We start from the raw sequence: 15,897 nt of genomic DNA, 5'->3' as shown, positions 1-15,897 counted from the left end.
CGTTTCGCCCACCCCTGCAAAGTCAGCCGCTCGTCCTCGGATAACTCCAGAGGCTGCAGCCTGCTGTCGCCCACTCCTCCATCAGACCGCAGCCGGCATTTTCCGTCACCGCCCACGCCGCAATCTGAAACGAACCGCACCTCACGTGGCGAGAGGTGAACTCAAGACCGCCTCACTAGGCGGCGAGCCCCAGGGCGGCCATCCGCTTGGTGTGGGCCTCGGTGATCCGCGAGAACATCCGGCCGACCTCGGCGAGGTCGAACCCGTCCGCTACGCCGCCGACCAGCATCGTCGACAGCGCGTCGCGGTCCGCGACCACCCGCTGGGACTGCGACAGGGCCTCGCCCATGAGACGCCGGGCCCACAGGGCGAGACGGCCGCCCACGCGCGGGTCGGCGTCGATCGCGGCGCGCACCTTCTCCACGGCGAAACCGGCGTGCCCGGTGTCGTCAAGCACGGCCAGCACCAGCTCACGCGAGTCCGAGTCGAGCCGTGCGGCCACCTCGCGGTAGAAGTCACTGGCGATCGAGTCGCCGACGTAGGCCTTCACGAGACCTTCCAGCCAGTCCGAGGGCGCCGTCTGCTTGTGGAAGCCGTCCAGCGCGGCGACGAACGGCTCCATCGCGCGCGTAGGCTCCTCGCCGATCTCCGTGAGCCGGTTGCGCAGCCGCTCGAAGTGGTGGAACTCCGCCGAGGCCATCTTGGCCAGCTCCGCCTTGTCCGCCAGCGTCGGCGCCAGCTTGGCGTCCTCCGCGAGCCGCTCGAACGCCGCGAGTTCGCCGTACGCGAGGGCACCGAGGAGGTCGACGACCGCTGCCCGGTACTGGGGGTCCGCGGAGGCCCGGCCCCAGTCCTGGGCGGCCACTGCGGTCTGCTCGGCGGGTGCGTCAGAGGTGTTGTCAGGCGTCGTCATGAAGCGCACAATAGTCCGCTTGCCGAGCCCTGGAAGTCCCTGGTCAATCAGTGTGATGACGGCTACGTGACCAAATCGGCCATCGCATGTGCGTGATTCCGGGGTATGGTGGTAATGCGCCTGCCGAGTACTCGACGGGCCGCACGTATGAGGATGCCCGGTCGGTGGCCCGATCGGCTCCGACCCGACAGCCCTCCAAGCCCGTACGGCACATTGCGTACGGCGTCCGGAGGGACACCCTCAGCGGTACGAGCGCTAGAGCGTCGGCAGTGGTCCCGTGCCCTACGGCAAGCCCGTAAGGCAGCCGACGTCCCCGGCACGGTCCGTCAAAGACCCCCCGCGCTCGCCTCGCACCGCGCACACAGAAGAGGCAGCACCCTGACTACCACGTTCAGAGATCTCGGCATCCTTCCCGAGACCGCCGAGGCCCTCGAGGCCGTCGGCATCATCACCCCCTTCCCCATCCAGGAGATGACCCTCCCCGTCGCCCTCACGGGCACGGACGTCATCGGCCAGGCCAAGACCGGCACCGGCAAGACGCTGGGCTTCGGCCTCCCGCTCCTCGAGCGCGTCACCGTCCCCGCGGACGTGGAGGCGGGCCGCGCGAAGCCCGAGGACCTCACCGACACCCCGCAGGCGCTCGTCGTCGTCCCCACGCGCGAGCTGTGCACACAGGTCACCAACGACCTGCTGACCGCGGGCAAGGTGCGCAACGTACGCGTTCTCGCCATCTACGGCGGCCGGGCCTACGAGCCCCAGGTCGAGGCCCTCAAGCAGGGCGTCGACGTGGTCGTCGGCACCCCGGGCCGGCTGCTGGACCTCGCGGGCCAGAAGAAGCTCAACCTCAAGCACGTCAAGGCCCTTGTCCTCGACGAGGCCGACGAGATGCTCGACCTGGGCTTCCTGCCCGATGTCGAGAAGATCATCAACCTGCTGCCGGCCCGCCGTCAGACGATGCTGTTCTCGGCGACCATGCCGGGCGCGGTCATCGGTCTCGCGCGCCGCTACATGTCGCAGCCCACGCACATCCGCGCCACCGCGCCGGACGACGAGGGCAAGACGGTCGCGAACACCGCGCAGTTCGTCTACCGCGCGCACAACATGGACAAGCCCGAGATGGTCGCGCGCATACTGCAGGCCGACGGACGGGGACTGGCCATGGTCTTCTGCCGTACGAAGCGCACCGCCGCCGACCTCGCCGACCAGCTCAAGCAGCGCGGCTTCGCGGCCGGCGCGGTCCACGGCGACCTCGGCCAGGGCGCCCGCGAGCAGGCACTGCGCGCGTTCCGCAACGGCAAGGTGGACGTGCTCGTCTGCACCGACGTCGCCGCCCGCGGCATCGACGTCGAGGGCGTGACGCACGTCATCAACTACCAGTCTCCCGAAGAGGAGAAGACGTACCTGCACCGCATCGGCCGTACCGGCCGCGCGGGCGCCAAGGGCATCGCGATCACTCTCGTCGACTGGGACGACATCCCGCGCTGGCAGCTGATCAACAAGGCGCTGGAGCTCAACTTCAACGACCCGCCGGAGACGTACTCCACCTCCCCGCACTTCTACGAGGAGCTGAACATCCCCGCGGGCACCAAGGGCGTCCTGCCGCGCGCCGAGCGCACGCGCGCCGGGCTGGACGCGGAGGAGCTCGAGGACCTGGGCGAGACCGGCGGCCGCGGTGCACGCGGCGGTCGCGGTGGCCGCCCCGAGCGGGGTGGCCGGGGCGAGTCCCGGTCCACCGAGCGCGAGCGCGCGGAGCGTACGCCGCGTCGCCGCCGCCGTACGCGCGGCGGGCAGGTGGACGCCACGGCCGCTCCGGAGGCCTCGCCGGCACTCTCGCCGTCCGAGGAGACCGCCGGTCCCCGCACCCCGCGTCGCCGTCGCCGCACCCGCGGCGGTGCCGCCTCGGAGCCGGTGACGGCCGCCACCACGGCCCCCGAGGCCGCGGAAGCCGCCGTCACGGCCGCGGAGGGCCCCGCGCTGGACGCCGCCGAGACCCCGTCGAAGCCGCGCCGCCGCCGCACCCGTGGGTCCGCGCAGAGCACGCCGGCCGCGGAGTCGCTCGCCGCTGAGGCTCCGGCTACCGAGGAAGCCCCGGCCCCCACGGAGCCCGAGGCCCCCGCCGCCGCACCGCGCCGCCGTACCCGCAAGACGGCGGCCGCCGCGGAGAGCGCGGTCGACACCGCCGAAGCCACCGAGGCCAAGCCGCGCACCCGGACCCGCAAGGCCACGGCTGCCGCGGAGACCGCGGTCGCCATCGCCGAGGGCACCACCGAGTCGGCCCCGGAGCCGACGGAGACCGCACCGCGCCGCCGTACCCGCAAGGCCACGGCCGCCGCGGAGCCCACGGCCGACACGGCCGAGGCCACGGAAGCCAAGCCTCGCCGCACCCGCAAGACGGCTGCCGCCGCAGAGGCGGCGGTCGACACCGCCGAAACCACCGAGGCCAAGCCCCGCACCCGTACCCGCAAGGCCACGGCCGCCGCGGAGCCCACGGCCGTCGACACCGCCGAGGCCAAGCCCCGCACCCGGACCCGCAAGGCCACGGCCGCCGCGGAGCCCACGGCCGTCGACACCGCCGAGGCCAAGCCGCGCACCCGGACCCGCAAGGCGACAGCCGCTGCAGAGGCGGCGGTCGACACCGCCGAAACCACCGAGGCCAAGCCCCGCACCCGGACCCGCAAGGCGACAGCCGCTGCAGAGGCGGCGGTCGACACGGCGGAAGCCACTGAGGCCAGGCCTCGCCGCACCCGCAAGGCCGCGGCCGCCGCAGAGGTCACCGCCGATACGGCCGAGACCAAGCCTCGCCGTACCCGCAAGGCCGCTGCCGTGGCCGGGATCCCGGCGCAGGCCGCCGAGGAGTCCGAGGCCAAGCCGCGGACGCGGAAGGCTGCGGAGGCCGTGGTCGACACCGTCGAGGGCACGGACGCCAAGCCGCGCACCCGCGCCCGCAAGACGGCCGCCGCCGTGGAAAGCGCCGAGGCCGCGCCGCGTCGGCGTACCCGCAAGGTTGCCGAGACCGCCGACGCCACCGCGGCGCCGGAGGTGGCGAACCCGCGTCGTACGCGCAAGGCGGCTGCTGCCGCAGAGGCCGCGGTCGACACGGAGGCCAAGCCGCGCCGTACCCGCAAGACGGCCGCCGCTGCGGAGGTCACCGACGAGGCGAAGCCCCGCCGTACCCGCAAGGCCGCTGCCGTGGCCGAGATCCCGGCGCAGGCCGCCGAGGAGCCCGAGGCCAAGCCGCGTACCCGCGCCCGCAAGGCCGCGGTGCCCGCCGAGGCCGCTGCCGAGGCGAAGCCCAGGGTGCGTCGCACGCGGAAGGCCACGGCCACCGCGGAGCCCGCGGAGAGCTGATGCGCTCACTCACCGACGGCCCGGTCCCCCACCTCACGGGAGGGGGCCGGGCCGTCGGTCTGTGTGCCCACGGCTGGATGCCGCAGCCCGTCCCCGTCCCCGACACCCGAGGCGGATAACCTCACCCCATGAGCAGGCCCCCGACCTTCACCCCGCCCCCCGGCGCCCGCGCGTACTCACTGCGCACCGCGCGCGGGGAGTTCGCCGTCGTCGACGCGCCCGTGCCGGACGGCGTCGCCGCCAGGGGAACCGCCCTGCTGCTGCCCGGGTTCACCGGCAGCAAGGAGGACTACAACCCGCTGCACGAGCCGCTCGCGGCCCGCGGTTACCGGACCGTCGCGGTGGACGGACGGGGGCAGTACGAGTCCGACGGCCCCGAGACGGACGAATCGGCCTACGCCCAGGGCGAGTTGGCGCGGGACGTGCTCGCCCAGGCCGCCGCCCTCGGCACCCCCGTGCACCTGGTCGGCCACTCGCTCGGCGGGCAGATCGCACGAGCCGCGGTCCTGCTGGACCACACCCCCTTCCTGTCGCTCACCCTCATGGCCTCCGGCCCCGCCCAGATCTCCGGCTCCCAGCAGCAACGCGTCAAGCTGCTCCGTGACGCCCTCGCCGTGATGGGCATGGCCGAGGTGTGGGAGGCGATCCAGGCCATGGAGCCGCCGGAGGAGACCGATACCGGCGAGCCAGGGGAACTGGACGGCGGCCTCGACGACCAGGACGACCTGCGGCGCCGCTGGCTCGGCAACAAGCCGGCCCAACTCATCGCGACGGGCCGCCAGTTGTGCGTCGAACCGGACCGCGTGGCGGAGCTGGCCGCGGTGCCGCTGCCGTTCCACGTCCTGTCGGGTTCCCGCGACGACACCTGGCCGGTGCCCCTGCTCGACGACATGGCGCTGCGCCTGCACGCGCACCGCACCATCGTCCAGGGCGCCGAACACTCCCCCAACACCGACCGTCCCCTGGAGACGGCTCGCGCCTTCGCGGACTTCTGGGACCGCAACAACGAGGGCCGGTAGCTGATCCGCCGGACAGGCCCTAGTACTGCGCCTGCAGGTGCTCCCAGAAGCCGTCCCGCAGGGCGCGCCGCAGGTCCGCCTGGCCGCGCAGGGAGTACTGCAGCAGCCCCTCCGCCTCCACCAGCAGGTCCTGGTCCACCGAGCCCGGCAGATAGGGGTGGCCGGGCAGCAGCTCCGCCAGGGAGTCGCGGCCGCGCGCGGCCAGCCACTTCGCCGCGATCTGCGCGCCGACGAAGCGGACGTCGTCACGGCCGGGCCGGGCGGCGGTGGCCTCGTAGGCGGCCGCGGTGCGCCGGGAGACATACGGCTTGAAGAAGTCGAGGTCGAGGGTGCGCTGGCTGTCGACCTCCCAGAGCAGGGGCTCCGCCTGGTTGCGCCCCTCGGGTGCCTCGATGCCCCACAGGTGGACGCGCGCCCCGTACCCCTGCGCCGCCTCGACCGCCGACACCAGGTCCTCGTCGCCGCCGAGCAGTGCCGCGTCGCTGATCGCCCGGTGTCTGGCGAGTGACTCCAGGTCCGTCCTGATCAGCGAGTCGACGCCCTTCTGCTGGTTGTTGGCGTTCAGGTTGCCCAGCCGGACCTTCACATCGGGGAGCTCGGCGATCGACTGCTGCTCGGCGGTGTGGATGCGGCGGCGCGCGCCGTCGTACCAGTAGACGCGGAGCAGCCGGCTGTCCGCGAAGATCGTGCGGGCGCGGTCGATGAGCGCCTCGATCAGGCCCTCGGCGTCCAGGTCGAAGGCGCGGCGGTCCTCAGTCCCCGCCACCAGCCGGCCCGCAGCCGCATACAGGTACCCCGCGTCGACGAAGATCGCATGGGTCGAGGGCGTCTTCGCCACCTCGGCGAGCATGCGCTGCAGCAGCTCGTTCGTGCGGTCGATGCGGGCGCTGAGGGCCGCGAGGTCGTCGTTCATCGCCTTCATTGTCCTGGCGGTCACGCTGCGAACACAACTGGTCCCGGTCGGTCCTTACCGTCGAGTAGTTAGACGTTCGAAAAATTTCTTTAGCGTAGGGAATGTTTGTAACACGCAGCCCGTTGACTCCTATGGAACACAGCGAGACGAAGGGAGAGGCCATGCGCTTCGAAATCATGCGACTCGACGAGATCGACGGCACGACCGTGGACAGCACCGTCGTGGACGCCGCCTCCGTCAACCGGATCGTTCAGCAGGCCGCGGCCATCGGGCAGCGCCTCTGGATCCGTCCGGCCGAGGACTCGGCCGCGTAACACCGACGCGAAGACACAACGACGAAGACAACGACGAAGACGCGGATCACCGCAGCAGCTTCAGAGCCCCCGTACGGCATCGACGCCGTGCGGGGGCTCTGCGCATACCCGGCAGATCGCGGGGCTCAGGCGCCCTTGATCACTTGCGTGACGCCGTTGATGATCTGCTGCACGGCGATCGCGGAGAGCATCATGCCCGCGAGCCGCGTCACCAGGACCACGCCCCCGTCCTTGATGACCCGGATGATCAGCAGCGAATACCGCATCACCAGCCACAGCACGACATGGATGGCGAGGATCGCCATCCACACCGACGTCTGCGTGGCGAGACTGTCGGCCTTCTGCACGGCGAGGATGACGGACACGATGGCGCCCGGGCCGGCCAGCAGCGGCATGCCCAGCGGCACGAGCGCCACATTGACGTCCTTGGTCTGCTTCGGCTCGTCCGTCTTGCCGGTCAGCAGGTCGAGGGCGATGAGCAGGAGCAGCAGCCCGCCCGCGATCATCAGCGCGGGCACGGAGACATGCAGATAGTTGAGGATCTGGTGCCCCAGCAGCCCGAAGACGGTGATCACACCGCCAGCCACGCAGACGGCCTGGAAGGCCATCCGCTTCTGCACCTTGCCGGGGCGCCCGGCGGTCAGCGCGAGGAAGATCGGGGTGATCCCGGGGGGATCCATGATGACAAAAAGGGTCAGGAACAGGGAGCCGAAGACGGCGACGTCGAACATGGGTGAGCTACACGCCTTGCAGAAAAGGTGATGGACGGGAAGTGGGGTGGGTGCGGAGGGGTTCCTCAGGCTCCGCCGGTCCCCGGCACCGGGAACGCCCCGGTCGCCCGTCGCGTGATCTCCCCGTAGACCTCGGGATCCGTGACGTACTCGCCGAGCACGCAGGTCTTCCGGCTGCCGTGGTAGTCGCTGGACCCGGTGGTCAGCAGTCCCAGCTCCTCGGCCAGCCCGCGCAGCCGCGCCCTGGTCTGCTCGTCGTGGTCCATGTGGTCGACCTCGATGCCGTCGAGCCCGGCGGCGGCCATCTCGGCGATCGCGGACTCCGGCACCGTACGGCCGCGCTTGCTCGCGCCCGGGTGCGCGAAGACGGTGACCCCGCCCGCGGCCTTGACCAGCCGGATCGCCTCGAAGGGATCCGTCTCGTGCTTCTCGACGAAGGCCCGCCCGCCGTCGGCCAGCCAGTCCTCGGTGAACGCGTCGCTCACGGTCGGTACGACGCCGAGCTCGACGAGCGCGGTCGCGACATGCGGCCGCCCGACGGAACCGCCCCCGGCGACCCGCTCGACCTGCTCCCAGGTGACCGGCACTCCCAGCCCGTTCAGCTTGGCGACCATGCCCTTGGCCCGCGGCACCCGGTCGTCCCGCACCAGCTCGCGCTCGGCGAGCAGCGCCGGCTCCTCGGGATCGAAGAGGTAGGCGAGCATGTGCATGGAGATGCCGTCGACACGACAGGACAACTCGGCACCGGTGACCAAAGTGAGCCCCGCCGGCACCGCGGCGATCGCCTCGGCATACCCCCGAGTGGTGTCGTGATCGGTCAACGCCACCACGTCCAGCCCGGCCGCGGCAGCATTCCGCACCAGCTCAGCCGGGGTGTCCGTACCGTCGGAAGCAGTGGAGTGGGCGTGCAGATCGATACGCACCACGCGAACTCCAGACGATGACGGAACAGAAAGGGACGCTCAAGGATAACCGGATTTTCACGGCCACCTGTCACACCCGTACATGCCGAGCACCCCCTACCGAGGCCGCCGTCAAAGGGGCGCGAGGCTGGGCGCTACGGCTCGAGCAAGCGCGGCGACAGTGCCCCGCAGGGCACCAGCTCGACCTCCGCCCCCGCATCCCGCAAATCCGTCAGCACCAGCTCGTCGTACATCAGCAACCCCGACTGCTCGGGCCACACCACCGCCCACAGCCACAGCCCCCGCGCCTCGCCCGCGAACACCGCCCGGTCGTCGGGGCTGCCGGCGACATGCCACAGCGGGGTGGGCCGCCCGCCGGCCAGCACCTTCGCCTGAGCGGGCTTCTCGACGTTCATGTACGGCCCCGGGTCCGGACCGTCGATCCCCGCGTACCGCGCGCCGAGTCCGACCCCGAGTTCCTCGGCGACCAGGATCAGCTCGCCCATGCCACCGAGCGGCCCCGGGCCCGAGCAGGCCACGGCGGTGGCGCGACCGCCATGGCGGTCGTCACCCGCGCAGGCCACACCCGTGAACAGCCAGCCGATCGGCAGCGGCCACGGCATCCACACCGGCACCTGCGTGCGATGCACCACAACACTGAGGGCCTCGACGCTGGGCGGGATCACGGGCTGCAGCGGATGCACGGTGCCATGCACATCGCACTGCCAGGTGTCGGAGAAGAGTCCGGGAGCCCTGACCCGGCCACCACACTTCGGGCAACTGGGTTCGCCCCTCATAGGGCCCCACGGTCCTACCCTCGCTCCGCCACGTCAAGGACGATCACCCGTCCGGACGGAACCCTTCACCGGAACCGTCACCGCCACTACGGGATGCACGGGGTGGCGGCCTGGGCCAACTGACCGATTCCGGCCGTGTGTTGGTGAGCTTGCTCACTCGTCGTTCAGTCCAGCGGGACGGACCTGCGGGTCGGATCCCTCAGGTCCGTGCCGTTCGTCAGCCACCGCTCCTGGAGGGCCTGGGCGCCGTGCACGCGCTTCCAGGCGGCCTCGTTCGCCGTCATGGGCAGCAGGGGCAGGAAGCGGACCGGATCGAGGGGCTCGTCCAGATCGAGGTCCTCGACCAGGCCGCCCGGCTCGGCGACCAGGACGGAACTGAACGGGGCGCCGGGCCACAGGGGCTCACCGACGTCCAGCGAGGCGCCCGGGGCCACGATCACGCCCTCGACCTGCGGGGACGCGGCGAGTACGGCGAGCGGGCGCAGCGCCTTGTCGGTGTCGGCGAGGCCGCCGCGCACCGAGAGGACCAGCTCCGCGCGCGGGCCCTTGACGGGGTCGGCGAGCACCGCGGTGGGGTCGCTCATCGGCTGTGCGGACATGCCGAGGGTGGCGTAGCGGACGATGCCCCCGTCCCGGGAGTCGTCCCGGAAACGCAGTACCTCGATGCGGTCCGTGCCCAGGAACGTGACCGCCGCGCGCGCGTCCGGTTCGCCCAGCGCGCTGCGCAACCGGGCCTCGACCAGCGGGAGAACATCAACCATGCGGTGAGCATAGAACTCGTCAGCACCGGGCAAAGCGGCACCTTGACAGTTTGGGCGGCTGATACTCTGGCCCGGTCGTTCGGGCAGCACGCAGAGGCGTCGCGATCGAGTCCCGACGCCGATGGAGACTCCCTTACGGGAATGAACCGTCCCTTACGAGGGACCGGCCGGAGGAGGTGGGGCTGTCATGGATCGAAGTCACCCGTGCAGTACCACTCGCTCTTCCCGCCGCTGATACAGCTGATCCGGCTCTGGCTGACCGCCGCCTTTCACGCTTACGTCCTCATGCGGAAGAGCACTTCGTTTTGCCTGATCTGTCTGATCTGAATCAGTAACGAAGCTCGCCACCGCGATGGTGCGGTGCTCCCCGCTTTGCGGACGTGCCAAACACACGAAGTCAGGACGTCCCCATTCCGGGCAGTTCCACCCGTCGTCGGCGCCTTGCGTTGCCTGTCACGAAGGAGCCAGCCATGTCGATGATCCGTGACCTCCGCGCCGCGGTCCGGCCCTCCCGCATCTCCCTGCGCAAGGACACCGGCGTGTACGACACGACACGCGACCCTTCGACGCCGTCCGCGGTCGTCGACTGCGCCGTCTACCGCGACGGGGCCCGCGTGGACACCGGCAACCCGATGACCCCGCACGAGGCGATGCGCCTGGTGCGCCGCGACGGGGGCTTCGTGTGGATCGGGATGCACGAGCCGACCGAGGCCGAATTCGCCGGTATCGCCCGCGAGTTCGGGCTGCACCCGCTGGCCGTCGAGGACGCCGTCCAGGCCCACCAGCGGCCCAAGCTGGAGCGGTACGACGACTCCCTGTTCACCGTCTTCAAGACCATCCACTACGTCGAGCACGACCAGCTGACCGCCAACAGCGAGGTCGTGGAGACCGGCGAGGTCATGTGCTTCACCGGGCGGGACTTCTTCATCACCGTCCGGCACGGCGGCCAGGGCTCGCTGCGGGCGCTGCGGCACCGGCTGCAGGACGACCCCGAGCTGCTCGCCAAGGGCCCCTCGGCGGTGCTGCACGCGATCGCCGACCATGTCGTCGACGGCTATGTCGCGGTCGCCGACGCCGTCCAGGACGACATCGACGAGGTGGAGACCGAGGTGTTCTCGCCGGGGCGCCGCGGCGGTGTCTCGCGCGGTGTGGACTCGGCGCGGATCTACCAGCTCAAGCGCGAGGTGCTGGAGTTCAAGCGGGCGGTGGCGCCGCTGCTGCGCCCCATGCAGCTGCTGAGCGAGCGGCCGATGCGGCTGGTCGACCCCGACATCCAGAAGTACTTCCGGGACGTCGCCGACCACCTCGCCCGGGTCCAGGAGCAGGTCATCGGCTTCGACGAGCTGCTCAACTCGATCCTCCAGGCCAACCTCGCGCAGGCGTCCGTAGCGCAGAACGAGGACATGCGGAAGATCACCGCCTGGGCCGCGATCATCGCCGTACCGACGATGGTGACCGGTGTGTACGGCATGAACTTCGACTACATGCCGGAACTGCACTGGAAGTACGGCTACCCCCTGGTGCTGAGCGTCACGGTCGCCATGTGCGTGGGCATCCACCGGGTGCTCAAGCGCAACGGCTGGCTGTGAGGCGCCTCGATAGGCTGGGCCCATGACAAGCGAGCTGCTCGACCAGGCCCTCGTCGAGGAGGCCACCAAGAAGTCCGGCCTCATCTGGGTGAAGGGTGCCGGTACGGCGGCCCGTGCGCTGTGGCATGTGTGGCACGAGGGTGCGGTGTGTCTGGTCGGCGACGGGCCCGGCGAGCAGCCGCTGCCGGGGCTGGCCGACGGCGGCTCCGCCGAGGTGACCGTGCGCAGCAAGGACAAGGGCGGTCGGCTGGTGACGTTCACCGCGACCGTGTCCGAGCTGCCGTCCGGCTCCGCGGAATGGGAGGCGGCCGTCGCCGACCTGAAGGGCAAGCGCCTGAACGCCCCCGACGGTGAGGCGATGACGGACCGTTGGGCCCGTGAGTGTCGTGTGCTGCGCCTGGTGCCGGTCGGTGGCTCGGCGCCTCTGCCCGACGGCAGCCTGGCGGAGGCTCCGCTGCCGTCGCCTGCCACTACCCGTCAGCCGATCCCCGCGGGGTTGCCGCGGCTGCTCTTCCGGAAGCGGCGGCGTCGCTGAGTGTCCCTGCAGGGCGCTACCGCACTTTTCACGACGTCGGCAGCTTCTTGCCGTAGTCGACCGTCTCCTCCTTCTTCGGCTGGGCCAGGGGGAAGTCCTTGCCCCAGGAGGAGAAGGTGAGGGTGCCGGCGCCGCCTGCGCGTTGCAGGCGGAGGGGGTACGGGGTGCCCTCCAGGGAGACGTCCAGGGTGCCGCCGGAGCCCTTGTCGCCGGTGATGCGGATGGTGCGGGTGCCCGCCTGCTCGTGGTGGCCGTCCGTGGCGAGCGCGCCGTGCAGGGTCAGCAGACCGTCGAGCAGGACGTCCTTGTCCGTGAACCCGCTGAACTTCTTGTACGAGGGGTCGCCCTGCGGCACCTTCACATACTTGCCGTCGAGTGTGCCCCCGGCCGACGCGTTGCCGTCCGCGTGGTTCCAGAACTCCGCGCCGGCCTTCAGATACAGCTGCTCGCCGATCCGCAGCAGCCCGAAGGCCACCCCCTTGGAGGTGACCGAGCCGCTGCCGCCGCCGGACTTCAGGCGCATGTCGAGTGTGTACGTCCGCCCGTTGGTGACCACGGTTCCGGCGAGCCGTACCGCTTCGGCGGATTCGGCGGCCGCCCTGGTCTTCGACTGGATCTTGTCGGCCGGCAGCTTGCCGACCCCGTTGGTGCCCGCGTCGGGGTCCTCGCTGCATCCCGCAAGCAGCCCCGTCCCCGTCACGACCAGTGCGCACACCGCGCTCACCAGCGAGGTCCGACGGGTTCGGCCGAGGGCGATCGCAGTCACAGGTGGGGCTGCCTTTCAGTCGGGGGACGCGAGCAGCGTACGGCAGAGTAACGGGTGCCGTTCCGGCCGAGCGGAGCCGGTTCGTCCGGGACTTCCACCAGGGCGGATCCGATGGGGACGGGCTAGCCTGAAGCCCATTCCAGCGGGCAATTCGGAAAAGATGCACAGCAGCGACACGCAGCACTGGACACCCGTACGCAAAGGAGCCGCAGCCATGGCAGCGGGCGCGCCCCGGATCTTCGTCTCGCACCTCGCCGGCGTCGCCGCCTTCGATCCCAACGGCGACCAGGTGGGCCGTGTGCGCGATCTGGTCGTCATGCTGCGCGTCGGGCGGCGGCCCCCGCGCGTGCTCGGGCTGGTCGTCGAACTGCCCAGCCGGCGCCGCATCTTCCTGCCCATGACCCGGATCACCAGCATCGAGTCCGGCCAGGTCATCACCACCGGCGTGCTCAACGTCCGCCGCTTCGAGCAGCGCCCCACCGAGCGTCTCGTCTTCGGTGAGCTCCTCGACCGGCGCGTCACGCTCGCGGAGACCGGCGAGGAGGTCACGGTCCTCGATGTGTCGGTGCAGCAGCTCCCGGCCCGCCGGGACTGGGAGGTCGACCGTGTCTTCGTCCGCAAGGGCAAGAAGGGCGGCGCCTTCCGGCGGGCCAAGGGCGAGACGCTGACGGTGGAGTGGTCGGCCGTCACCGGCTTCTCCCTCGAGGAGCACGGGCAGGGCGCCGAGAGCCTGCTCGCCACCTTCGAGCAGCTGCGCCCGGCCGACCTGGCGAACGTGCTGCATCACCTCTCCGCCAAGCGCCGCGCCGAGGTCGCCGCCGCCCTCGACGACGACCGCCTCGCCGATGTGCTCGAAGAGCTCCCCGAGGACGACCAGATCGAGATCCTCGGCAAGCTGAAGGAGGAGCGCGCCGCCGACGTCCTGGAGGCCATGGACCCGGACGACGCGGCCGACCTGCTCTCCGAGCTGCCCGAGGAGGACAAGGAGCGGCTGCTGAGCCTGATGCAGCCCTCCGACGCGGCCGACATGCGGCGCCTGATGTCGTACGAGGAGCACACGGCCGGCGGTCTGATGACGACCGAGCCGATCGTGCTGCGGCCCGACGCGACCGTCGCCGACGCCCTCGCGCGGGTGCGCAACCGCGATCTGTCGCCCGCGCTCGCCGCGCAGGTCTACGTCTGCCGCCCGCCCGACGAGACGCCGACCGGCAAGTACCTCGGCACGGTCCACTTCCAGCGGCTGCTGCGCGATCCCCCGTACACGCTGGTCAGCTCGATCATCGACGACGATCTGCAGCCCCTGGACCCCGACGACGCGCTGCCCCTGGTGGCCGGGTTCTTCGCGGCGTACGACATGGTCGCGGCGCCCGTCGTCGACGAGGCCGGGTCGCTGCTCGGCGCGGTGACCGTGGACGACGTACTGGACCACATGCTGCCCGAGGACTGGCGGGAGACCGAGTTCCACCTCGAGGACGACGAGGGGGCGGCCCCCCATGCCTCCTGAGCGCGAGATGGGCCGCGAGCGCACCCCGGCGGGTGCGACGGCGACCACGCGCACACGCCCCCGTCTCGACCAGCCGCGGCCGCCGCGGCGCCGGTTCCTGCCCGAGTGGGACCCGGAGGCCTTCGGACGGCTCTCGGAGCGCATCGCGCGCTTCCTCGGCACCGGGCGGTTCATCGTCTGGATGACGGTCGTCATCATCGCGTGGGTGCTGTGGAACGTCTTCGCGCCGCACGAGCTGCGCTTCGACAACTACCCGTTCATCTTCCTGACCCTGATGCTGTCGCTCCAGGCCTCGTACGCGGCCCCGCTGATCCTGCTCGCGCAGAACCGGCAGGACGACCGGGACCGGGTCAACCTCGAACAGGACCGCAAGCAGAACGAGCGCTCCATCGCCGACACCGAGTATCTGACCCGCGAGATCGCCGCCCTGCGCATCGGCCTCGGCGAGGTGGCGACCCGCGACTGGATCCGCTCCGAGCTGCAGGACCTGGTCAAGGAACTGGACGGACGGCAGGACGGCCACCACGAACATGCCGTATTCCCGGCAGAACGGTCGCGCGGACGTGACGTAGACGACCGGTGACGGGCTTTCCGGGCCCAGGCTACCGAGCCGTACCATCGTTCCTATGGCTAGCGAAGACGCGGTGCGCGAGGCACTGGCGACGGTGAACGACCCCGAGATCAACCGGCCCATCACCGAGCTCGGGATGGTGAAGTCGGTGGAGATCGGCGCGGACGGGGCGGTCGCGGTCACCGTGTACCTGACCGTCTCCGGCTGTCCGATGCGGGAGACGATCACGCAGCGCGTGACCGAGGCGGTCTCCCGGGTCGACGGCGTCACCCGCGTCGACGTCACCCTCGACGTCATGAGCGACGAGCAGCGCAAGGAGCTGGCGGCCGCGCTGCGCGGCGGCACGGCCGAGCGCGAGGTGCCCTTCGCCAAGCCGGGCTCGCTGACCCGCGTGTACGCGGTCGCGTCCGGCAAGGGCGGCGTCGGCAAGTCCTCGGTGACGGTGAACCTGGCGGCGGCGATGGCCGCCGACGGCCTCAAGGTGGGCGTCGTCGACGCCGACATCTACGGCCACTCGGTGCCGCGCATGCTGGGCGCGGACGGGCGTCCCACCCAGGTCGAGAACATGATCATGCCGCCGTCGGCCAATGGCGTGAAGGTCATCTCCATCGGCATGTTCACGCCGGGCAACGCGCCGGTGGTCTGGCGCGGCCCGATGCTCCACCGCGCGCTGCAGCAGTTCCTGGCGGACGTGTACTGGGGCGACCTGGACGTCCTGCTCCTCGACCTGCCGCCGGGCACGGGCGACATCGCCATCTCGGTCGCCCAGCTGGTCCCGAACGCCGAGATCCTGGTCGTGACGACCCCGCAGCAGGCGGCCGCCGAGGTCGCCGAGCGGGCCGGCTCCATCGCCGTGCAGACCCACCAGAAGATCGTCGGCGTGGTCGAGAACATGTCCGGGCTGCCCTGCCCGCACTGCGGCGAGATGGTCGACGTCTTCGGCACGGGGGGCGGCCAGACGGTCGCCGACGGCCTGACCCGTACGACGGGCGCGACGGTCCCCGTTCTCGGCAGCATCCCGATCGACGTCCGCCTCCGCGAGGGCGGCGACGAGGGCAAGCCGGTCGTCCTGACCGACCCCGACTCCCCGGCGGGCGCGGCCCTGCGGGGCATCGCGGGCAAGCTGGGCGGCCGCCAGCGCGGCCTTTCGGGACTGTCGCTGGGGATCACCCCGAAGAACAAGTTCTAGGGCTCCTACGGCAGAGGGGGGCGCCGTCCGGCCGGACGGCGCCCC

At 71.2% G+C, this 15,897-nt stretch carries 15 protein-coding genes; 8 read left to right on the top strand and 7 right to left on the bottom strand.

Annotated features, from left to right (window positions below; all coding sequences use genetic code 11):
• Positions 1–175: 175 nt before the first annotated feature.
• Positions 176–913: a ferritin-like fold-containing protein gene (locus tag ACWCRD_RS12605; protein ID WP_450965819.1), complete on the bottom strand. Its 738-nt coding sequence runs from the start codon at positions 911–913 to the stop codon at positions 176–178.
• A gap of 471 nt (positions 914–1,384) precedes the next feature.
• Here ACWCRD_RS12605 and ACWCRD_RS12600 point away from each other — a divergent pair, with 471 nt between their 5' ends.
• Both ACWCRD_RS12600 and ACWCRD_RS12595 read left to right on the top strand, forming a co-directional pair.
• Positions 1,385–4,261, top strand: a complete 2,877-nt coding sequence (locus ACWCRD_RS12600) for a DEAD/DEAH box helicase (RefSeq protein ID WP_450965818.1) — start codon at positions 1,385–1,387, stop codon at positions 4,259–4,261.
• Between the two features lie 128 nt (positions 4,262–4,389).
• Positions 4,390–5,280, top strand: a complete 891-nt coding sequence (locus ACWCRD_RS12595) for an alpha/beta fold hydrolase (RefSeq protein ID WP_450965817.1) — start codon at positions 4,390–4,392, stop codon at positions 5,278–5,280.
• Positions 5,281–5,299: 19 nt separating this feature from the next.
• On the opposite strand, the gene ACWCRD_RS12590 is transcribed toward ACWCRD_RS12595, so the two are convergent.
• A complete protein-coding gene (locus ACWCRD_RS12590; RefSeq protein ID WP_351483545.1) occupies positions 5,300–6,193 on the bottom strand; it encodes an NYN domain-containing protein in 894 nt (297 codons plus the stop codon).
• Between the two features lie 161 nt (positions 6,194–6,354).
• Between ACWCRD_RS12590 and ACWCRD_RS12585 the strand changes: the two genes are divergently transcribed.
• Positions 6,355–6,507 carry a hypothetical protein gene (locus ACWCRD_RS12585; RefSeq protein WP_115913286.1) on the top strand — a complete coding sequence of 51 codons (153 nt, stop codon included), beginning with the start codon at positions 6,355–6,357 and terminating at the stop codon, positions 6,505–6,507.
• Positions 6,508–6,632: 125 nt separating this feature from the next.
• Here the strand turns inward: ACWCRD_RS12585 and ACWCRD_RS12580 are convergent, their stop codons facing one another.
• From ACWCRD_RS12580 to ACWCRD_RS12565, 4 genes are all read right to left on the bottom strand, one after another.
• The gene (locus ACWCRD_RS12580; protein ID WP_450965816.1) at positions 6,633–7,238 is read right to left on the bottom strand and encodes a MarC family protein; all 606 of its coding nucleotides are present in this window, start codon (positions 7,236–7,238) and stop codon (positions 6,633–6,635) included.
• A 65-nt stretch (positions 7,239–7,303) separates the two neighbouring features.
• Complete coding sequence (locus ACWCRD_RS12575; RefSeq protein WP_450965847.1) at positions 7,304–8,161, bottom strand: PHP domain-containing protein; 858 nt, start codon at positions 8,159–8,161, stop codon at positions 7,304–7,306.
• Between the two features lie 134 nt (positions 8,162–8,295).
• A complete protein-coding gene (locus tag ACWCRD_RS12570) occupies positions 8,296–8,937 on the bottom strand; it encodes a DUF6758 family protein (RefSeq protein ID WP_450965815.1) in 642 nt (213 codons plus the stop codon).
• Positions 8,938–9,101: 164 nt separating this feature from the next.
• Entirely contained in the window at positions 9,102–9,698 is a 597-nt protein-coding gene (locus tag ACWCRD_RS12565) for a suppressor of fused domain protein (protein WP_450965814.1), read from the bottom strand.
• Positions 9,699–10,168: 470 nt separating this feature from the next.
• On the opposite strand from ACWCRD_RS12565, the gene ACWCRD_RS12560 reads away from it, so the two are divergent.
• Both ACWCRD_RS12560 and ACWCRD_RS12555 read left to right on the top strand, forming a co-directional pair.
• Positions 10,169–11,287 carry a magnesium and cobalt transport protein CorA gene (locus ACWCRD_RS12560; protein ID WP_344405449.1) on the top strand — a complete coding sequence of 373 codons (1,119 nt, stop codon included), beginning with the start codon at positions 10,169–10,171 and terminating at the stop codon, positions 11,285–11,287.
• A 22-nt stretch (positions 11,288–11,309) separates the two neighbouring features.
• Positions 11,310–11,822, top strand: coding sequence for a hypothetical protein (locus ACWCRD_RS12555; RefSeq protein ID WP_450965813.1), 513 nt, complete (start codon positions 11,310–11,312; stop codon positions 11,820–11,822).
• Between the two features lie 28 nt (positions 11,823–11,850).
• Here the strand turns inward: ACWCRD_RS12555 and ACWCRD_RS12550 are convergent, their stop codons facing one another.
• Entirely contained in the window at positions 11,851–12,588 is a 738-nt protein-coding gene (locus ACWCRD_RS12550; protein WP_450965812.1) for a hypothetical protein, read from the bottom strand.
• 214 nt (positions 12,589–12,802) lie between these two features.
• On the opposite strand from ACWCRD_RS12550, the gene ACWCRD_RS12545 reads away from it, so the two are divergent.
• From ACWCRD_RS12545 to ACWCRD_RS12535, 3 genes are read left to right on the top strand one after another with little or no spacing between them, the layout of a single operon-like run.
• Positions 12,803–14,092, top strand: coding sequence for a magnesium transporter MgtE N-terminal domain-containing protein (locus ACWCRD_RS12545; RefSeq protein WP_450965811.1), 1,290 nt, complete (start codon positions 12,803–12,805; stop codon positions 14,090–14,092).
• Positions 14,082–14,675, top strand: a complete 594-nt coding sequence (locus ACWCRD_RS12540) for a DUF1003 domain-containing protein (protein ID WP_450965810.1) — start codon at positions 14,082–14,084, stop codon at positions 14,673–14,675. The genes ACWCRD_RS12545 and ACWCRD_RS12540 overlap by 11 nt, the downstream gene beginning before the upstream one ends.
• A 43-nt stretch (positions 14,676–14,718) precedes the next feature.
• The gene (locus tag ACWCRD_RS12535) at positions 14,719–15,852 is read left to right on the top strand and encodes an Mrp/NBP35 family ATP-binding protein (RefSeq protein WP_450965809.1); all 1,134 of its coding nucleotides are present in this window, start codon (positions 14,719–14,721) and stop codon (positions 15,850–15,852) included.
• Positions 15,853–15,897: the final 45 nt, after the last annotated feature.

It is taken from the genome of Streptomyces sp. NPDC002092, assembly GCF_053593775.1.
The sequence above is the reverse complement of the archived record's forward strand: the minus strand, read 5'-3'. Positions and strand labels throughout refer to the sequence as shown.